At 66.6% G+C, this 19,545-nt stretch carries 17 protein-coding genes; 6 read left to right on the top strand and 11 right to left on the bottom strand.

Translation table 11 applies throughout. The features are described 5' to 3' along the window. Positions 1-16: 16 nt before the first annotated feature. On the bottom strand, positions 17-661 hold the full coding sequence (locus JRI60_RS24290) for a TetR/AcrR family transcriptional regulator C-terminal domain-containing protein (RefSeq protein WP_204228268.1): 645 nt from the start codon (positions 659-661) through the stop codon (positions 17-19). Between the two features lie 104 nt (positions 662-765). Here JRI60_RS24290 and JRI60_RS24285 point away from each other — a divergent pair, with 104 nt between their 5' ends. After that, positions 766-2,400 carry an FAD-dependent oxidoreductase gene (locus JRI60_RS24285; protein WP_204228267.1) on the top strand — a complete coding sequence of 545 codons (1,635 nt, stop codon included), beginning with the start codon at positions 766-768 and terminating at the stop codon, positions 2,398-2,400. 17 nt (positions 2,401-2,417) lie between these two features. On the opposite strand, the gene JRI60_RS24280 is transcribed toward JRI60_RS24285, so the two are convergent. The 4 genes from JRI60_RS24280 to JRI60_RS24265 form a co-directional block, all read right to left on the bottom strand. Beyond that, the gene (locus tag JRI60_RS24280) at positions 2,418-3,398 is read right to left on the bottom strand and encodes a hypothetical protein (RefSeq protein ID WP_204228266.1); all 981 of its coding nucleotides are present in this window, start codon (positions 3,396-3,398) and stop codon (positions 2,418-2,420) included. Between the two features lie 273 nt (positions 3,399-3,671). Further along, entirely contained in the window at positions 3,672-4,295 is a 624-nt protein-coding gene (locus JRI60_RS24275) for a glutathione S-transferase family protein (protein ID WP_204228265.1), read from the bottom strand. A 76-nt stretch (positions 4,296-4,371) separates the two neighbouring features. Next, positions 4,372-4,656, bottom strand: a complete 285-nt coding sequence (locus JRI60_RS24270; RefSeq protein WP_204228264.1) for a TolB family protein — start codon at positions 4,654-4,656, stop codon at positions 4,372-4,374. Continuing rightward, positions 4,656-5,165, bottom strand: coding sequence for a TolB family protein (locus tag JRI60_RS24265; protein ID WP_204228263.1), 510 nt, complete (start codon positions 5,163-5,165; stop codon positions 4,656-4,658). Before JRI60_RS24265 ends, JRI60_RS24270 begins: the two co-directional genes overlap by 1 nt. A 653-nt stretch (positions 5,166-5,818) precedes the next feature. On the opposite strand from JRI60_RS24265, the gene JRI60_RS24260 reads away from it, so the two are divergent. Then, positions 5,819-6,625, top strand: a complete 807-nt coding sequence (locus JRI60_RS24260) for a class I SAM-dependent methyltransferase (RefSeq protein WP_204228262.1) — start codon at positions 5,819-5,821, stop codon at positions 6,623-6,625. Positions 6,626-6,690: 65 nt separating this feature from the next. Here JRI60_RS24260 and JRI60_RS24255 read toward each other — a convergent pair whose 3' ends face one another. Continuing rightward, positions 6,691-7,815 carry a hypothetical protein gene (locus tag JRI60_RS24255; RefSeq protein WP_204228261.1) on the bottom strand — a complete coding sequence of 375 codons (1,125 nt, stop codon included), beginning with the start codon at positions 7,813-7,815 and terminating at the stop codon, positions 6,691-6,693. A gap of 208 nt (positions 7,816-8,023) precedes the next feature. Here JRI60_RS24255 and JRI60_RS24250 point away from each other — a divergent pair, with 208 nt between their 5' ends. Further along, on the top strand, positions 8,024-8,746 hold the full coding sequence (locus JRI60_RS24250) for a phosphoribosyltransferase (RefSeq protein WP_239470701.1): 723 nt from the start codon (positions 8,024-8,026) through the stop codon (positions 8,744-8,746). Here the strand turns inward: JRI60_RS24250 and JRI60_RS24245 are convergent. From JRI60_RS24245 to JRI60_RS24235, 3 genes are all read right to left on the bottom strand, one after another. Next, positions 8,733-9,122, bottom strand: coding sequence for an SPW repeat domain-containing protein (locus tag JRI60_RS24245; protein WP_204228259.1), 390 nt, complete (start codon positions 9,120-9,122; stop codon positions 8,733-8,735). The genes JRI60_RS24250 and JRI60_RS24245 overlap by 14 nt on opposite strands. A gap of 160 nt (positions 9,123-9,282) precedes the next feature. Then, positions 9,283-9,441: a DUF1427 family protein gene (locus tag JRI60_RS24240; RefSeq protein WP_239470700.1), complete on the bottom strand. Its 159-nt coding sequence runs from the start codon at positions 9,439-9,441 to the stop codon at positions 9,283-9,285. Next, positions 9,438-9,935, bottom strand: coding sequence for a DUF1427 family protein (locus tag JRI60_RS24235; RefSeq protein WP_239470699.1), 498 nt, complete (start codon positions 9,933-9,935; stop codon positions 9,438-9,440). The genes JRI60_RS24240 and JRI60_RS24235 overlap by 4 nt, the downstream gene beginning before the upstream one ends. A 108-nt stretch (positions 9,936-10,043) precedes the next feature. On the opposite strand from JRI60_RS24235, the gene JRI60_RS24230 reads away from it, so the two are divergent. Next, positions 10,044-11,246 carry a M57 family metalloprotease gene (locus tag JRI60_RS24230; RefSeq protein ID WP_204228258.1) on the top strand — a complete coding sequence of 401 codons (1,203 nt, stop codon included), beginning with the start codon at positions 10,044-10,046 and terminating at the stop codon, positions 11,244-11,246. Between the two features lie 36 nt (positions 11,247-11,282). Here the strand turns inward: JRI60_RS24230 and JRI60_RS24225 are convergent, their stop codons facing one another. Further along, positions 11,283-14,075 (bottom strand): LuxR C-terminal-related transcriptional regulator, encoded by a 2,793-nt coding sequence (locus JRI60_RS24225; protein ID WP_239470698.1) that lies wholly within the window; start codon positions 14,073-14,075, stop codon positions 11,283-11,285. 278 nt (positions 14,076-14,353) lie between these two features. On the opposite strand from JRI60_RS24225, the gene JRI60_RS24220 reads away from it, so the two are divergent. After that, positions 14,354-17,236 carry a YncE family protein gene (locus JRI60_RS24220; RefSeq protein WP_204228257.1) on the top strand — a complete coding sequence of 961 codons (2,883 nt, stop codon included), beginning with the start codon at positions 14,354-14,356 and terminating at the stop codon, positions 17,234-17,236. Positions 17,237-17,416: 180 nt separating this feature from the next. Continuing rightward, positions 17,417-18,802, top strand: coding sequence for a hypothetical protein (locus JRI60_RS24215; protein ID WP_204228256.1), 1,386 nt, complete (start codon positions 17,417-17,419; stop codon positions 18,800-18,802). Positions 18,803-18,844: 42 nt separating this feature from the next. Here JRI60_RS24215 and JRI60_RS24210 read toward each other — a convergent pair whose 3' ends face one another. Then, positions 18,845-19,474: a TetR/AcrR family transcriptional regulator gene (locus JRI60_RS24210; protein ID WP_204228255.1), complete on the bottom strand. Its 630-nt coding sequence runs from the start codon at positions 19,472-19,474 to the stop codon at positions 18,845-18,847. Positions 19,475-19,545 lie beyond the last annotated feature (71 nt).

The raw sequence follows: 19,545 nt of genomic DNA, 5'->3' as shown, positions 1-19,545 counted from the left end.
GCATCTGAATCGGCGCTCACCGCTTCCGCGGGAGTGACTGCTCGAGCCCGGCGAGAATCAGCCGCAAGCCGCGCTCGAAGCGGTCGTCGAACCCCGTGAACAGCTCCTCGCCCGCGGCCAGTGCGAGCGGGTGCTGCTGGCCGTCGATCCGCTCGGCGCGCCGGGCCTGGTCGTACAGCGCATCACGCTCGCCGGGCGCGGGATGCACGGCCTGCTCCTCGATGGTGAAGCCGATCGTGTAGCTGTAGACCGTGGCGTAACCGCTCACCGCGTCGCGGAGCGGGAATCCGGCGTCGACGAGCTTCCGGAGCGTGAAGTCCAACGAGGCGTACAATGAACTGTCGGTGAGACGCGTGCCGCTGAACACCTTCGCGCCATCCCGATAGCCGAGCATCATCCGGCGCAGACCTCGAGCCATCCCGGTCATCCACTCCACCCAGGATTGGCCCGCCTCGGGTGACCCCATCGCTCCGATCAGATCCCGGAGCATCGTGGTGGCCATCTCGTCGAGCAGCTCCTGCTTGTTCTTGAAGTGCCAGTAGAGCGCGGGCGCCTGCACCTTCAGCTCGCTCGCGATCCGCCGCAGCGTGAGCCCCTCCAGCCCTACCTCGTTGAGCAGCCGCAGTGCCGTGCGCACCACGAGCTCCCGGTCCAGTCGCATGACCCCTCGATACCTCAAAGTGCGCGTGGAGCTTGACTCCTTAACGCCGTTCAGGGCACCTTAACAACGTTAAATTTAACGCCGTTAAGGGACGGAGGAGACAGATGAACCAGCACGTGGACGTGGCGGTCCTCATCGTGGGAGCCGGGCCTACCGGGCTCACCCTGGCCTGCGACCTGGCCCGGAGAGGCGTGGCCTGCCGGATCGTCGAGAAGGCGCCGGAGTACTTCACCGGCTCGCGGGGCAAGGGTCTGCAACCCCGGAGCCTGGAGGTGCTCGATGACCTGGGGGTGATCGACGCGGTGTTGGCCGCGGGTGCGCCGTATCCGTCCCTTCGCACCTACGCCGGTAGGACGGTGGTGTGGGAAGGCCGCATGGACGAGCCGCGCGAGCCGACGCCGGACGTGCCGTACGCCAACATCTGGATGCTCCCGCAGTGGCGAACGGAGGAGCTCCTGCGCGCGCGGCTCACCGCCCTGGGCGGCCACGTGGAGCTGGCCACCGAGTTGATCGGCTTCGAGCAGGACGAGGAGGGAGTGACGGCCACCCTGCTGCGCCCGGGCGGAACGGAACGGATTCGTACCAGCTACCTGGTGGGCGCGGACGGCGGGCGCAGCTTCGTGCGCAAGCACCTCGGGGTCGGCTTCGAGGGCGAGACGTACGAGACCGACCGGATGCTGATCGGTGACTTCCAGGTCGAAGGGCTGGACCGCGACTCCTGGCACACCTGGGCGGACCCCGAGAAGCGTACGCTCAAGGTCGGGCTGTGCCCGCTGCCCGGCACGAACGTCTTCCAGTTCACGGCCCCCTTCAGCTCGGACGACGTGCCCGAGCTCTCACTGGAGTCCTTCCAGAAGATCTTCAACGAGGGCTCCGGCCGCACCGATGTCCGGCTCCACGACCCGAGCTGGATGTCGCTGTACCGGACCAACATCCGCATGGTGGACCGGTACCGGGTGGGCCGGGTGTTCCTGGCCGGCGATGCGGCGCACGTGCACTCCCCCGCTGGCGGACAGGGCCTGAACACCGGCATCCAGGACGCCTACAACCTGGGCTGGAAGCTCGGCCAGGTGCTTGCGGGAGCCTCCCCTGCCCTGCTGGACAGCTACGAAGAGGAACGGCTGCCGGTCGCCGCGGACGTCCTCGGCATCAGCACGAGGCTGCACAAGCGGAGCGCCCAGGGAGACCCGGACGCGCACCGGCGGGGTCCCGAGACGCAGCAGCTCGGGCTCAACTACCGGGGCGGCCCGCTCGCCCGCGACGAGCGCGACGCACCCGGACGCGTGCGGGCCGGAGACCGGGCCCCCGACGCGCCCTGCCACGACGCCGCGGGCCACCCCGTCCGCCTGTTCGACACGTTCAGAGGCCCCCACTTCACGCTGCTCGCCTTCGGCGCGGCCCACGCGGACACGGTGTCGCGAATCACCGCCCGCTACGGCCCGAGCGTGCACGTACACACCGTGGTCGAACCGGGAGCGCCCACCGGCTCGAGGTCCCTCGTCGACACGCACGGGCACGCGCGTAAGGGTTACGACCTCGACGGCGACGCGCTCGTGCTGGTGCGCCCGGACGGCTACATCGGCCTCGTCACCCGGGCGCCGTCGGCGGACTCCGTGGACGACTACCTCGGCGGATTCGGGTCCGCGGGCGAGACCGCACCGGTGTTGCCGGCCGCGGCGGATCCAATCCGTTCGCTCGGCGGTGCCCTCGAGCGGGTGTCGTGCGCCACGCGCCGGTGACAGGCGGGGCCCGCCGGCTACGGAACGAAGCGGACGACCTCGATGCCTTTCTCCGTCCCCACGGCGAAGCGGCGCCCCACGGGATCCACCGCGAGTGGAGGCGGGTGCGGAACCCCACGGCAGATGCTGCTGGACTGCGTGCCCGTGCCGAGCTCGGGCCAGCTCTCCACGACGCGGCCCGTCGCGAGCTCGATGAGCTGGGGGTGCTCGAAGAAGCTCACCACGTACCCGTCCATCACCATCATGGTCCCCGCGGGCCGCTCCAGCGGAGCCTTGGACAGGACGCGCTTCTCGGTGAGCGAGTACGACATGAGGGGCGCCCGCGCCTCCTCCTCGTCGCCCGAGCAATGGAAGACGAGCGTGTCACGCTCGCCGAAGGCCGCCGAGTAGAACTCCATGAACACGTCACCTGGCCCCAGCTCGAGGTCGCGCATTTCGTCCAGGGACGCGGGCCGTTCGAGCGCGCGGGCCACGTCGAAGACATACATCACATCCACGGGATGCCAGACCCACCCCGCGCTGAGCAGGTAACGGCCATCGCGGCTGAACTGGAGCCGGGAGTGGAAGACGTCGGGAGAATCGCCCTCGCGCCGGGTGAGCCGCTGTCCGCTCTCCGCGTCCTCGAGCTCCAGGCGGCAGTACTCGTCGGGGCAGTGCGCCAGGAGCGTGCGGCCACTCGGGAGCGTGCACAGGGCCACGGGGTACTCGTAGTCCTCGGCGTGGTAGAAGCTGCGGTTGAGCTCGCGCACCACCTTGCCCTGCCGCAGCAGCAGCCCCTTGGTGCCAAGCCGCTCGTAGATGACGGCGTACTGGCCGTCCTGGGACATCACCGCGCCATCGAAGCGGTAGCTATAGCGGACACAGGGATCGAAGGAGCTTCCGTCCAGATGATGGCGGAGACCGCCGGAGACCCAATCGAAGAGCGCATCTCCGCTCCAGCAGAGAGATTGGGGCGCGCAGGAGGTGGGAAGGAAGATGCGTTCGGTGCGAAGCGTCATGAAGTTCTCGTCTGAAAGAGGGGGCCGGTCCGGCCTGCTGCCCGGGACGTGGGAACCCCGGGAAACCTGACATGGGCCTCGACGTCATTCCCCTGCGAGTGGAGTATCCACGGAGTCTTTGGACAGAGTCCGCCGGTCCGTGGATGTCCCCTCTCCCTCTGGGAGAGGGCCAGGGTGAGGGTCTTCCCTGCTGTCGCTGCCAGCAACACTGACCCCTTCGCGGTGAGCGGGTGGGACGACACGAACGACCCCCCTGGCTTCGAGCCCGGTCGCTCAGGGCGTATTGCTGGAGCAATAAAGGCGAAACCCAGCCCTGACCGCCAACCGCTCGAAGTACCCATCCAGCACTGGCGTCGGCCCATGAGGCACCGGCGTCTCGCGCCAGCGGTGCACCGAAAGAGCCATGGGTATGTCCGCCAGGGAGAAGTCCTGGCCCGCCACATAGGCGCCGGTCTCTTCCAGGCGGCGGTCCAGGGTGGCAATGCAGCGGCCCCAGGCGTCGATACCCGCAGCCAGGCGCTGCGGGTCGGGATTGGGCGGCGTGTTGCGCATGAGCGCGGGAAAAACGTAGCTCCAAGCCCCGTTGAAGTCCGTCGCTTGCCAGTCCATCCATTGGTCGATGCGTGCACGGCGTTGAGGGTCCGCCGGATAGAGCCACTCACCGCCGTGAGCATTGGCCAGGTAGCGAAGGATGCTGTTGGATTCCCAGAGCACGAAACCGTCGTCCACCAGCACTGGAACCTGGGCATTGGGGTTGAGGGTCAGGAACTCCGGCTCTTGAGTGGAGCGAAAGCCGGCGCCCCAATCCTCCCGTTCATAGCCCAGGCCCAGCTCTTCGCAGCACCAAAGCACCTTGCGCACGTTGATGGACGAGACGCGACCCAGAATCTTCAGCATGGCAGTTCTTCCTGGAGTACGGTTGGCGTGAGCAGATAGCGGTCGATATGGCCGAGCGCCTGTCCAACATAGCTCTCTAGCAGCTTGAGCCTGGCGAACGCGCGCTCGTAGGCGGCGGTGTTCGCGGCGCCATGGGAGCCCCATGCTCAGCCTCGCGCGACCAGCCAGGCAGGTTGTCGTACTCGTTGGTCAGCACCCGGATGCCGCGGTCCTCCAGATTGAGGATACGCAGGCCCTTCTGCTCCTCGCCCCAGACGCGGAACACGATCTGCTTGCCGTCGGCCGAGTAGCTCGGAAAACCCGAATGCACCGTGCCGTCGGTGAGCGGCTCCCAGCTCGTGCCGTCCCGGCGCACGCGCATCAGCGTCGCCTTGCCGTGAAGGCGCTCCTGGAACCAGGGAACACGTCGGTGTGGCGGTATTCCCAGTCCTTGTCCCAGCTGTAGAGCGATTTGTTCTGCGGGCGCGCTTGGAACCCCACCTTCTCGTAGATGACCCTCTTGCCGTCCGGCGACCAGTTGGGCGACCGCAACGCACGTTTGACGGCGGGTCTGCCAGACGTGTAGGCGAGCCCCTCCTCCGGGCCGCCCTTGATGAGACAGCCAATCTCTTGCGTGCTCAGGAACTGAGGGAACAGTTTGAGGCCGGGGCCCGTCGTGTGTTCGACCCGTTCGCCCGTGGCAACGTCAATCGAGACGATCTGCGACTCAACCCGGCCGATCCATTCGGGGCGATGCGCGCCCCACGTGCCTTCCGTGGTGATTTCGTAGAAGACGATCCGGCGACCGTCGGATGACCATTTCGGTGAGCCCAGACAATACCCCGGCTTCGATGCGACGCGACGGAAGCCCGCGCCGTCGGCGCGGATCACGTAGATGCTGAGCTCCCGGGTGTGTTCCCAACCACGGACTTCGTCATGGCCGCGCCAGGGCGTGTGAGCATGACGCCCTTCTTCCGAATCGGTTCCAGCGCGGCGGCCAATGCCTGACGGCCCAACAGGGCCGCTACCGGGAGGGCGAAAAGAAACTCACGACGACGCATCACACTCTCTCCTGGTTCACGTCTTGCCGGCTCCAACCGGCCGGCTCTCGTACATGACTGTCTTCACGCCAGTGTTCAAACCTCTGGGGCACGACCTCCAGAGGTGGGCGTCATTCGAGCAGGTGGGCTCAACGTAAGGGACTTGTTTTCCGCCGCCGTCGCATCGCTGGCGCACGCAGCGGTCACCTCGGGGGTGGAGCCATCATCCGTGAAAGCTGCTTCGGAACGACCCGGCCGCACACCCGGTCCTCGACGAAGCCGGCCATGAAGGCCCGCCTGTACAGCTGCAAATATTCAGCATCACCGCGCCATGGGGTCGCATACCTCACCGGGCGAAGACGGAGTTGCAACTCTGTTTCAAAGGTCCAGAGGGCAGCCAAAGGCCCGTGCCCCTTCAATCGCTCCGCCCCATCATGGTAACTACTTCAATCTCTATCGTCGAAAGTCCGAGACATCCTCGCCTCACCTTCCAAGGCTCCAGCAATGACCCAACCTGAATTGACGGCGAAGCAGCGGCTGATGATCTACATCGCGGAGAAGATCCCCGTCGGCACCCGCGTCGGCGGAATCGAGGTGCGCGACTACCTGTCGACCCGCGCCGGCAGCCACCTCATCCGCTTCCTCTTCGGTCTGTCGAACAAGCCCGCCTCCCAGCGTCGGAGGACCATCTGGAAGGGCTCGCAGGGCCTGGAGGCGCTCGACGCGCGCGTGGCCAGGAACCTCGAGGATCCGAGGATCAAGGCCGTGCGCGATGAGATCGTCACGTCGCTCGAGTCCCCGGAGATCCTCTTCGACTACTGCGTGGCCGTGGGGGCGAAAACCATCGTGGAGCTGGGCACGCGCATGTGCAACTCGACCAACGCCCTCGTCCGGGCGGCGAGCCTCACGGGAGGACGGGTCTACAGCTACGATCCCGCCATGTTCCGAGGCCGCGTGGACGTCAAGTACCACCCGTTCTGGGAGTTCCATCAGTACACGGGCGAGGACGGCTACCGCGTCTGGGACAAGAACAAGAAGGTGGACGTGCTGTTCGTGGACACCGACCCCCACACCTTCGAACAGACGCAGATGTGGCTGTCCGAGTATTGGTTCCAGGTGCTGGCCCCCGGAGCGTTGATCCTCCTGGACGATGCCGGAGCGGCCTTCCAGGGCTTCCCCCACACCGGTGAGGTCAACAGGGGGTGCCGCGACTTCCTCGAGCGGCACCCGGACCAGGTGGACTTCCTGGTCATCGAGGATGATGCCCCTCCCGCCAACGGCGTGGCCGCGCTCAAGCTGAAGGCGCCGTGAAGGCCGGCTCGCGAAAGCGCCCGTTCTCGAGCGTCAGGAGCCGCCCCAGTAACTGGCGCTGGCCCTCAGGGAGGCGCGGGGACAGCCGCTGGAATGGCTACCCCATGGGAGATGAAGACCAGGCCCCCACCGCCGACGAAGTACTCAGCCCCGTCCTTCCTGGCCTTGACCAGCCCCACGTCGGCCCAGCCCACGGTGTTTGGCGGAAAGTACCAGGCCCAGTTGTTGACGTGGGGGGCATCGTAGGTCCCCGCGTTCTGCGCGAGGTGCACGTGCCCGCCTCCGTCCACGTTGAAGATGATGCCCTGGCTTCCGCAGGCAACCGACGCCTGTGCGATCTGAATCCCCGCGGATGGAATCAAGTGGATCTGCGGGTAGTCCTCACCCCTCGCGGGCGGCGAATCCCTGAGCCGCGCCTTGAAGTGATCCAAGCAGACTTCCAGGCCGAAGCGGATGCCCGCCATGGTGAAATGGCCTCCACCGCCCAGACCGGAAGCACTGCCTTCCCTTCCGCGCCCGGGAGCGTTCGTGCCCTTGGCGAGATGATCCCTCGAGCCCCGTGTCGGCCTGAGAATGGTCATGCGTTGATTCGGCTTGTCCGCCAGTGCCAGTCGGTGGTCGGCCCGGTTGACATCCCAATTCGTGAAGTCACTCGTGTGGACGAAGGTGCCGCAGCTTGGACATGGGGCGCCCGTTCTCACGTTGGGGCGGATGAAATCGACGCGCGAGATATACTCTTTCATGACCAGCCTGGCGTTGTCCTTGTCGTCCGATTGGGTCCCGCCACGCTGGATCAGTGCGATGTTGAAAATCTCCTTGGTCGGGCCATCCGTCAGATAGCCCAGTGCCGTTCCGAAGACGAAGAGCCAGTCCTTGTAGGCCGCTGAGTGGGTCCACTGCCGAAGCCTGGGCAGGATCGCCGACACTTCCTCGAGGGGATAGGCCCCCTGCTCTCCGCGGAAGAAGAACTCCGGTGCAACGAAGATCTTGAGGGTGTTTCCGCCCGCGATGGACGCGCTCTTCGCGGCCGTCCGCACCGCATCCATCATGACCTGACAGCGCTTCGACAGGTCGATCTTGCTGTTCACATTGCCCAGATACTTCGAATGGAAGGGATTGTTTGGATCCGCATCCGGCGCGGGCAACGTGTTGATGGAGAATCCGATGAACTGGACGTTGTTGTAGGCCATGAATCCCCTCACGGCGGCGGCGGGTAGCGGAACGGCGTGGCACAGGGTATCATTCAATTTCCGGTTTTTCCAAGATGGATTCCGGGGGTCTTCGCGCCCACCGCGCTCGCGGTCACACGCCCGTCACCCCCTTCGGGCGGTGCCCTGATGTAGCCAGCGGCCTACCTTTAGAGGAGAACGCCTGTGGCCTTTTCAGGGGAGGATGTCAGTGGCCATCCATCGATTCGAGGACAGGTACGCCGCGGGCCGCGAGCTGGCCCGCGAGCTGCGCAAGTACGCCAACCGCCCGGACGTGCGGGTGCTAGCCCTGCCACGCGGAGGAGTGCCGGTGGGCTATGAGGTCGCCAAGGAGCTGGGCGTCCTCCTCGATGTCTTCCTGGTGCGCAAGCTGGGGGTGCCAGGCCACGAGGAGCTGGCGATGGGGGCCATCGCCAGCGGCGGAGTGGGAGTCATCAACCGGGAGGTGGTGGACCAGCTCGGCGTGTCGAGGGAGGACATCCAGCGGGTGGCGCGCGAGGAGCAGCGCGAGTTGGAGCGCCGGGAGCAGGCCTACCGCGGGGAACAGGAGCCGTCGCTGCTGCGCGGCCAGACCCTCCTCCTGGTGGACGACGGGCTGGCCACCGGCTCCACCATGCGGGCGGCGGTGAGGGCGCTGAAGCAGAGCGGCCCGGCGCGCATCGTGGTGGCGGTGCCAGTGGCCTCCGCCGAGGCCTGCCAGGCGTTCGAGCACGAGGCGGACGAGGTGGTGTGCCTGGAGACACCCAAGCCCTTCCGTGCGGTGGGTCTGTGGTACCGCGACTTCTCGCAGACCAGCGACGAGGAGGTGCGCGAGTTGCTCTGGCGTGCCAGAGAGCTGGCCCAGTCGTCCGGCCCCCGGGACGACGCTACCCCAACCACTAGCCGCCACCTGGAGCTTGCTACGCCTCCGTAGGAGTCCGCCGCGACACGCCCAGCCGTCCCCAGTTCTCCTCGGTGTGCGCGGGTTCCCGCTGGAGCGCGGTCACCCGCTCGCGCCGGTGCAGGGGCACGAGTGACAGGCCGAGCACGGCGATGCCCACGAGGACGTCATTGAGGACAGGGGCGAGCTCGTTCCCGTACCCGAGGGCGAAGGGCGCCACGATGAGCCAGATGGCGAGCACCCAGAGGAAGCGCATCTTGCCAATGGTGGCACCGACGAGGGCGAACGTGGCCAGGAAGAGGCCCACGATGATGTCGTTGGACCGGGCCGCCGGCACATCATACCCGAGGACGAGGGGAGCGAAGACGAGCCAGATGCCCAGGACGATGTTCGACGCGCGAGCCCACATGGTTGCCTCCTTCGACTCCGGGACGACGCCCCTCCTGCGAAGGTGGTGGGGGGTACGCGGCGCTCGCAAGCCGAGGGGGACGGGCGCGAGGGCGTCTCGATGGGCCCTCGGCGGATGAGGGCCCCGGAGACGGCTGGGCTGCCGGGACCCTCCCTCCTCCTTAGCCCAGGAGATGATCGCCGAGCAGATAGCCGACGGTCATTGCCAGCACCAGCAGCGAGCCTTGCAGTTTCGGCGGGGCGGGCAAGGGAATGTCGAGCAGGCGGCAGCCGGCACCGATGGCCAACGCCAGGGCAGGACCGACCATGAGCTGCATCATGTGCGCGTCTCCTTGGTATCACCGCTGGGCCCGCCGCAGTTGTGGCGATGATGCGCGGGGTGCGTCGCGATGAAATTGTCGGCCAGCAGGTAGCCGCTCGTCATGGCGACAACGAGTGAAGCGCCAACCAGCATGGGCGGTGCGGGGACCGGAATGCCCAGCCAGCGGCAACCAAAGCCGATGGCGAGACCGAGCAGCAGGCCAATACATAATTTCCAGTTCAAGAGACGTTCTCCAGCGCGACGAAGTGAAAGATTGACGGCGTGTCGCGACGCAGGGCGCGAATCCCATAAGGCGTAGTCAAACAGACTAGAGCGCCTGGACTTGATGGAAAACACCCGAAAGCGCATGAAACGGCTCACCCGAAAGAGGGAGGAGTTCTTGCCCGGTGCGCTCACCGTGTCATGTCCGGCCGCATCGCGTACCGGATGAAACGTCCACTGCCGCCTGATTCCTCCGCCACGAACGGACGCGGGCGGAGCCACGCGATTCATGGATATTTCGACTTACTCTGGAAATACTTGTTTTCCATCATCTTCTGTGCGACGACATCTCATCCCACTCGAAGTGCTCACGCTGTTCACATGCAGAAAGGAAGACCCATGCGAATCCATATTCGCAATCTGGCTTTTCATGCTGCTTTCGTATCGATGTTCAGCCTCGCGGCGTGCGGGGGTGAAGCTCAGCAACAATCGCAGCAGCAACGGCAGCCGCCGACCTGGGAAGAATTCCGCGCGCAAGCCTATCAGGAGCCTGACACGGGAATATTCATCATCAACGGTGACGAGCCCGTCCTGAACGAGGCCCGCCTGCGCGAGTTCTATGACCAGATGATCTCCGCGACCGAGCAGGAGGGCCTGGGCAACACCCGGCAGCCCCTCGCCGCCCTCTACCTCCCCGGGTGGGCCTACAGGTGGAGCATTCCCGCGGCACTCAACCTCACCTATTGCATCAGCTCGTCCAGTTTCGGCGGTTACTACTCCAGCGTGGTGAGCGCGATGAACACCGCTGCCGCCGACTGGAAGGCGACCGGCGCGAACATCAAGTTCGTCCACTCCTCGTCGCTGGACTCCAACTGCACCAACACCACCAACGTTGTCTTCAACGTGCGTATGGTGACCGGCCAGACCTACCTGGCCCGCGCTTTCTTTCCGGGTGATCCACGTAACGCCAGTGAGATCCTGATCGACTCCAGCTCCTTTGGAAACATCAGCCCCTGGACGCTGGCCGGCGTCATGCGGCACGAGCTTGGACACGTGCTCGGCTTCCGCCACGAGCACGTCCGGCCCGAGGCGGCCGGCGCGTGCACTGAGTCGGACTCCTACTGGCGGGCGCTGACTGCCTATGATTCGGCCTCGGTGATGCACTATCCGCAGTGCAATGGCACGAACCTCTACGGCGATCTCAAGCTGACCCCGACGGATGCCGTCGGCGTCAGGTCGTACTATCCCGTCGCTCTCCTGCCGGGGCAGGGTCTCGCCGCCGGGCAGAGCATCTCGTCGAGCGATGGCCGGTTCTTGCTTGCCATGCAGACCGATGGGAACCTGGTCTATTACTGGAACGGCCACGGTCCCTTGTGGTCGACGGTGACCGGGGGCTCGCAGGGGAAATCGGCCTGGATGCAGACCGATGGCAACTTCGTCCTCTATACGACGACCACCCCGGTTGTCGGCAGCTCCCTCTGGTCGAGCAACACCTACGGGAATCAGGGCGCCTATCTGGCCATCCAGAACGATGGCAACCTCGTCGTCTATGCGAAGGACGGCATCACCCCGCTCTGGAACTCGAACACGGGAGGACACTGAAGGAACTGGCGGGCCACCGGAGCCTCCACCGGCACCTCACAGGTTCCGGTGGAGTCGCTCCTGGGCCTTCACGATGGCCGCGGTGCGGGTGGTCACCTCCAGCTTGGCGAACACGTTGCGCAGGTGCCACTTCGTCGTGGAGAGCGCCACGTTGGAGCGCTCGCTGATCTCCTGGTTGCTCAGCCCCTGCGCCAGCAGCTTGAGCATCTGGAGCTCTCGCTCCGTGAGCGGCTCGAGCGGCACGCTGGGCGGGTCCGCGAACTCCCGCGGCCCACTCTTCCCCGCCGACAGCACGTCCTGGAACCGCTCGGTGTAGCGAGAGGGTAGCACGTGGCTCAGCTTCCGCTGGGTGGCGGCCGCGACGATGATCTCCTGCAGCCCCGGCGTCTCGTCGAACACGCCCCGGTTGAAGCCGAACCGCTGCACCAGCGCCATGCCGCGGTTGAGCGCGGCGAACGCCGCCGAGGGGTCTCCGGCACGCCAGTGACACACCGCGATCGCCGCCAGCAGCGCGCTCTCCCGGGACACGTAGCCCACGTCATGGGCGCTGGCTCGCAATGTCTCCAGCAGCGCGTGCGCCTTGCAGTACCTCCCGCGCGCCATCAGCACCCACGCCTGCGCGAGCCCCAGCCGCTCCCAGGTCTCGTCGTAGAAGCGCCGCTCGCTCCACTCTCCGCGCCGCATGCGCTCGCCCAGGCCGAACTCCCGCGCCACCTCCCTCATGCGCTCCGGCGCCTGCTCCACCAGGGCGAGCCGGATCTTCTCGCCGCACACATGGGCGAGGAAGCGCGTCTGGTGACCGCACTCGAGGACGCTGTGGAGGTAGTCCAGCAGCTGCCAGGCCTCCGTGTACTTCCCGCGGATGGACTTGATTCGGACCAGCACGAGGTAGGCCATCGCGAAGGTCTCGAACGCGGGCGCCTGCGGCAGCAACGGCAGCACCTCGAGGCAGAGCGCCTCGGCCTCGTCGAGCCGGTTCTGCTCGTAGCGGGCGTTGGCCAGTGCCGTCGCCGCGTTCACCCACACCGGGTTGCGCCGGCCACGGTTCGCCTGCGCGAACGCCGCTTCACACCGCTCCGCCGCGTCCTTCATGTTGCCCTGCGCCCGGTCCGCCAGCGCGATGATGACGTCCGTGTAGCCGTTGATGAAGGGGCTGTTGAGCCCCTGCAGGGTCTCTCGCGCGCTCTGTGCGAGCCGGCGCATCGCATCGAACCTGTTCATCCGGAGCGCCTGGTAGGCCTTCGCCGCCAGCAGCGCGCCCGCCATGAAGACGTCCGAGTCCTCATCGCCCGACCACGCGTCCAGCTCGATGCCGGAGCCCTGGGCCGAGCCGGACAGGATGGCGTGCAACAGCGTGAGGCGCTCGAGCTGCTTCGACAGCCGCTCGCGATCCGGGCCGGAGTGCGCGGTCGCGAGGCGGTGCTGGGCATCCCGCAGCGCCGATGAGGCCCGCGCGTAACGCCGGGAGAGGATGAGGCACGCGATGTGCGCCACGCAGATCGCTGGCGAGCGGATGATCTCCTCCGCCGTCAGCTTCTCCGTCCAGTGCAGCACGGAGGCGATCTCCCCCTCGCGCATCCACGCCTCCGCGCAGCGCGCCGTGAGCTCGAGGCACCAGCTCCGGTCGCTGGAGGCGAACGCGTGCTTCAACGCCTCGTCCGGCCGCTGGTGCTCGGCGAACCACGCGCTCGCCGCCCGATGCAGCCAGGGGATGCGGTCGCCGAAGTCGCACGCGAGCTGGGTCCTCAGGAAGTCGAGGAACAGGGCGTGGTAGCGGTACCACTGACGCTGCGAGTCGAGCGGCTGGATGAAGAGCTGCGCCCGCTCGAGGTCCGCCAGCAACGCCGGACCCTGGGTGATGCCCAGGAGCGCGTTGCAGAGGTCCCCGTTGAGCTGGTCCACCACCGAGCTCAGCACCAGGAACTCGTGCACCTCCCGGCTCTGCTCGCGCAGCACCGCGTCCGCGAGGTACCGCGCCACGTCCAGGTTGGAGCCGATGGCCTTGCGCAGCGCGTCACCCACGTTCGTGTGCTCGCCCACCGACAGCAGCGCCAGCTTCACGCCGGCGACCCATCCCTCGGTGCGGGAGAGCAGGTACTCGACGTCATCGGGCGCGAGCTCGGCGTCACACAGGCGCTGTCCCAGCTCGCGGATGGCCTCTCCATCCAGGCTCAGGTCGCGGCTGTCGAGCGTCACCAGTTGCTCGGTGAGCTTCAGCTTCGCCAGGTCCAGCTCGGGCAGGCTGCGCGACGCGACGACCCAGTGGACGTGCGGCGGCGAGTGCTCGAGCAGGTACGAGAAGGCCCGCACCAGCGCGCGCTCGCGCAGCACGTGGAAGTCGTCGAGCACCACCACCAGCTCGCGTCCCAGGTTCCACAGGCTCCGCAGCACAACGGACATGGCGTGGTCGAGCGGAAGCTCCACCTGCGCGTCGAGCTGGCTCGCGATGTACGCGTCGAAGTCCGGAGCGGCCCGGCGAATCGCCCCCACCAGATACGAGAAGAACCGCTCGGGCGCGTTGTCCAGCTCGTCCAGCGACAGCCACGCGAACAGCCGCCGCGCGCGCGCTTCGTGGTACCACTGCGTCAGCAGCGTCGTCTTGCCCCAGCCGAGCGGCGCGGTCACCAGCACCAGCTTTCCGCCGGCGCCGCGGTCCATCTTCCGCAGCGGCGCGTCACGCGCCACCAGCACGGAGGTCGTCTGCGGCGGAGAGAGCTTCGTCGGCAGCAGGTGCGAGAGATGTTCGCCGAACGGTGCCGCATGCTCCGCGACGTCCGTCAGGAAGGGCGATGACGCACGACTCCTCGTTGCGGTTCGAAGGCTCGGCACTGGCACATCCCCCTACGGCTGATTGCAGAATCAATTAGAGCACGGATTACTTGCCTTTTCCCCTTCTTCCGCTGAAATGGAGTTTTACAGCCCTCATGATGCGGTGCATTGCGAGAAGGGCCGTCCTGCCCAGGACGCACTGCGTCAACGTGATCTTTCGCGAGCAGGTTGGGGTGTTTCCCCTCCCTTAGGTGGGGGCGATGTCACGGCGTCACTTGGTACTCCCCGTCCGTTGCGGTCTGGACTGCAACGCTTACCCCCGCCGAGGAGGTCCAACCATGGGTACCCAGCCAGTGGGCGCGAGCCCGAGCAGATGGCGCGCTCGAGCCGCTTCGTTGTGCGCCGCCGTGTCGATGTTGGTTTCGGTCAATGCCACCGCCCAGACGCCATCGTTCATCGAGTTCGATAGCGCGCACGTGCGTCCGATGGCCCTCTCGCCAGACGGGACGCGGCTCTTCGCCGTCAACACGCCCGACAATCGCCTGGAGGTCTTCTCGGTCTCCGCCTCCGGCCTCTCGCTCGTCGCCGAGGTGCCGGTCGGCCTCGAGCCGGTCTCCGTCGCCGCGCGTAGCAACACCGAGGTGTGGGTGGTCAATCACCTCTCGGACAGCATCAGCGTGGTGAGCCTGGAAGGGACTCCGCGCGTGGTGCGCACCCTGCTCGTCGGCGATGAGCCGCGCGACGTCGTGTTCGCTGGCACCCAGGGCTATGCGTTCATCACCACGGCGCACCGCGGCCAGCACCGCACCGACCCGTCCATCGCCTCCGTCCCCGGCGCGGGAGATCCGCAGCTCACCACGCCTGGCGTGGGCCGCGCGGATGTCTGGGTCTTCAACCCGGCCTCCCTGGGAACGACGCTGGGCGGCACGCCCGTGCGCATCGTGACGCTCTTCGGCGATACGCCACGTGGCCTCGCCGTCAGCCCGGACAAGAAGACGGTCTATGCGGCCATTGCCCAGTCCGGCAACCAGACGACGACCGTCAACATGGACAGCGTGTGCGACGGGTTCGAGAGCTCGGGCATGTGCCTCGTCTTCCCCGACACGTGGCCGTGGGGCAACAACCTCCTTCCGGGCGGCCAGCCCGGTCCGAAGACGAACGTCGCGGGCGCGAAGGCGCCCGAGACCGGCATGATCGTCAAGTGGAACGGCAGCAAAGGCCAGTGGGAGGACACGCTCGGCCGCAACTGGAACAACGGCGTGCGCCTGAACCTGCCCGACAAGGATGTCTTCGCCATCGACGCGGACAGCCTGCAGCAGAAGGCCTTCTACACGGGCGTGGGCACGAGCATCTTCAACCTGGCCACCAACCCGAAGACGGGCGTGGTGTACGCGTCCAACAGCGAAGCCAACAACCTCACGCGCTTCGAGGGCCCCGGCGTCTTCGGAGGCAGCACGGTGCAGGGCAACATCGCGAAGATGCGCATCACCGTCATCTCCGGAGGCTCCGTCTACCCCCGCCACCTCAACAAGCACATCGACTACTCGAAGCTGGCCAACTCCACCGGGTTCGATCCCACGGCCAAGAATCACAGCCTCTCCACCCCGACGGAGATGGTGATCTCGGGTGACGGCACGAAGCTGTACGTGGCCGCGTTCAGCTCGAACAAGGTCGGTGTCTTCGACACCGCGGCGCTGGAGGCCGACACCTTCAACCCGAAGACCGCGAGCGCCAACTACATCCCGGTGAGCGGCGGCGGCCCCAGCGGCCTGGTGCTGGACGAGGCGCGCAACCGTCTCTACGTGATGACCCGCTTCGACAACGCGGTGAAGGTCATCGACCTCGCCACCCGGAAGCAGGTGACCTCGGCCGCCCTCTACAATCCGGAGCCCGCCACCGTCGTGGAGGGCCGTCCCTTCCTGTACGACGCGAACTTCTCCTCCGCCAACGGCGAGGCGTCCTGCGCCAGTTGCCACATCTTCGGAGACAAGGACGAGCTCGCCTGGGATCTGGGCAACCCGGACGACGAGGTGTCCACCAACCCCATCGACAAGCGCCTCGCGACCGATCTGGCGATCGGCGCGTTCCAGGTGCTCACCGGTCACCCGAGCTCGCCCATCAACGGCACCGGCGACCAGCACGCCTTCCACCCGATGAAGGGGCCCATGACGACGCAGACCCTGCGCGGCATGGCGAACTCGGGCGCCATGCACTGGCGAGGCGACCGCTCGAACGGCTTCTTCGGCGTCAATTCGAACGCGGAGGACGTGTCGTTCAAGAACTTCATCGTGGCGTACGAGGGGCTGCTCGGCCGCGTCTCGATGCCGACCGAGGAGGAGATGAACAAGTTCACGGCCTTCCAGCTCCAGGTGCAGCTGCCGCCCAACCCCATCCGCAAGCTGGACAACTCGCTCACCACCGCCCAGCAGGCCGGCCGCGACTTCTACTTCGGCAGCCGTCGCGTGGACGGCCTGGCGATCGGCACGGACACCGGCTTCAACTGCAACGGCTGCCACACCATCGACGCCTCGCAGGGCTTCTACGGCACCGACGGCCGCTCGAGCTTCGAGGGAATCAGCCAGATCATGAAGATTCCCCACGTGCGGAACATGTACACGAAGGTCGGCATGTTCGGCTTCCCGGACAGCAGCTTCTTCCAGCACCCGGAGACGGGACAGCTGGGAGACCAGATCCGCGGCTTCGGCTTCACGCATGACGGCGCGGTGGACACCCTGTTCCGCTTCTTCAGCGCCATCGTGTTCTCCAACACCAGCGTCGGTGGGCCTCTGGTGGGCTTCCCGGGAGACACCGACCGCCGCAACGTGGAGGCCTTCATGCTGGCGGTGGACTCCGACCTGGCGCCCATCGTGGGCCAGCAGGTGACACTCACGTCGACGAACGCCGCCGCCGTCGGCTCGCGCATCGACCTGCTCGTCGCGCGCGCCCGGGCGCCGTTCGTGTCGAAGGCCCTGGGCGGCTCCACCTACGAGGCCGACCTGGTGGCGAAGACGGTCGTGGCCGGCAAGGCGAAGGGCTACCTCTACGACCGCGGCGCGGGGACGTGGAAGCCCGACGACGGCACCGCGAACATCACCACCACGACCCTCCGCGCGCTGGCGACCAAGGCGGGCCAGGAGGTGACCTTCACCGCGGTTCCGCCGGGCTCTGGCGTGCGCATCGCGCTCGACCGCAACCTGGACGGCAAGCTCGACGGCCAGTAGCCGGCGAGTGAGGCAGGCTCCCCTGCCCGTCATGCCCCGCCCCCGGACCTACCGGAGGCGGGGTTTCTGGAGATCCGAGGACGTCGGTACTTGCATGGACGCCACCGCATCATCCAGTCTCTCGTGCCTGACGCCACGCTGTTGCACCAACAGCGCGCCGCGCGTCCGAGGGGAAAAACCGTGAAGAAGTCGCTGAAGAAGTCGCCGATCCTCCAGTCCGAACCGTCCATGTTCATCAGGCGGTCGGGACATGGCCTGTCCGTGCTCGCCGTAGGGCTCGCCGCGCTGCTCTGCTGGGGCTGCGGGGGAGACACCGCCACGGAGGATGTGAAACCGCCAACGCCGGGAAGAGGCAACGTCTCTCGGCTGTCGGCCATCAATGTCGTGAACGCGCGGGCGTTGTTCGTCGCGGAGACGTCGACGGCCCACCAGCTCTCCAATGGCGACGCCGTACAGGCCCGCAAGCTGTTCAAGATCACGGAGAGCGGGGCGATCCAGGAAGTCACCTACCGGGACGAGGCGGGTCTCGAGGTGACGGACATCCAGACTCCGGTGGCTGTCTACAATGCCAGCCGCGACTACGTCATCGTCTGCTTCGGAAGTGACATCTACAACCTACAGGCCTGTTACCTCGTCGCGAAGGGTGATGGCACCGCCTTCTCGCTGGAGCTCGCGGGCTATCCCCTGCCCCAGCAGCAGAACTTCATCAACAGTCCAACCGTCACGTCGGACACCGCGGGCAATCTGTACTACCTGGCCAGGGACAACGACCAGGGCAGGGCCAGCTCCCCGGTCGTCCAGCTCATCCGCCTCGATGTGCAGGATCCTCTCGCCATCAAGAGAACGGTCCATACCCCCGTCGACGAGGAGGTGTTCGGCTTCGCGGTCGATCCGGCCGGCAACGTCCTCTACGCGGGCTATTCGCAGGGCGATGCTCGGGTCAAGGTCAGCCGGCTCAAGAAGTTGTCCGGCGGTTTCTTCAACCTGCCCGCGGGGATGACGTCCTACTGGGTCGACCTCGAAGGCCGGTTCGCCTACTGGTCGTTCGATGCGAAGCACATCCAGCGCCTCGGCATCGATGCGAACAACAACGTCTCCGTGGGTGACTATGGAACGACCGACATCTCGACCTACGCCTTCTCTCCCACGTCGAGCTATCAGATCCGCACCTCGAACCGGCTCCTGCTCGTGAGCACCTGGGACGCCAATGTCCAAGAGGTCTACAACCCTTCCGGGACGCCGCGCCGGGTGGAAGGACTCCCGCTCGCGATGGTGAAGCGTGTGGCCGAGACCGGTGATTCCTACTACCTGTCAGGAAACGACAAGAACGGCACCCCTCTGTTGATCAAGGTCGACGCCACGACGGATGCGGTCTCGAATCTGCTGCCCCCGGGCGAGTACGACGTCTCGGAGATGGCCGCGGCTCCCGATGGAGAGCTGACGTTCAACGCGCTCCGTATGAGCGACGGCGCCAGGATCATCGGACGGATCAGCCCCAGCGGTACCGTGTCGGTGCTCGACGCGACTCTCGACGCTCGCGTCATCGTCCTCGAGCCCATCCAGTAGATGGGGGGCCTGGACTGCTACTGAGAGGGGTCCTCTCTCCTCTCAGGGTTGCCCTCGCGCGCCATACTCCGCCAGCCCCTGCGCGCAGAGGTCGAAGGCCGTGGCGATGCTCGCGAGGGTTTCGGCGTGGCTCCTGCGCTTTCCCTCGGGCCACCCCGTCACGCCATAGCCCAGCCGTGTCAGCACGCCGATGATGCTCGCGACCACGCGTGGGGTCGGGTCGATGGCCGAGGCGCCCGTCTGTTCCGCGAGAATCCGCGCGAGCTGCTCCTCGGACTGGAGCGACATCTGGCGGATGCGGGCATGCACGCTCGGCGTGCTCTGCACGACCTTGCGGAAGGCGGCGCGCCGCTCGGCCGGAAGCGCATTCATCCGCTCCGCGACCGCCAGCGTGTGCCGGCGAACCACCGCGAGCACCGGCTCCCGGAGCTCCCTCTCGCGCACGGCCTGGATGAGCTCGGCCTCTATCTCCTCTCGGCCGTTGAGAACCAGGTCCTCCTTCGTCGCGAAGTAATTGAACACCGTCTTGTCCGACACGTTCGCCGCCGCCGCGATGTCCGCGACCGTCACCTCGTCGAAGCCACGCTCCGCGAACAGCCGGGTAGCCACCTCGGCGAGCAGCCGGCGCGTCTCTCGCTTCTTCCTCTCTCTCAGCCCTGGTTCGCTCGACATCCTCGTCCTCGGATTCGGAACCTACTTCCGCGGGCCCCACCCCGCAACGCGCTCGCCCCTGAACTTTCATT

Origin of the sequence: Archangium violaceum (assembly GCF_016887565.1) — a bacterium.
GTDB lineage: Bacteria > Myxococcota > Myxococcia > Myxococcales > Myxococcaceae > Archangium > Archangium violaceum_B.
This window is presented reverse-complemented; position numbering and strand designations above follow the sequence as displayed.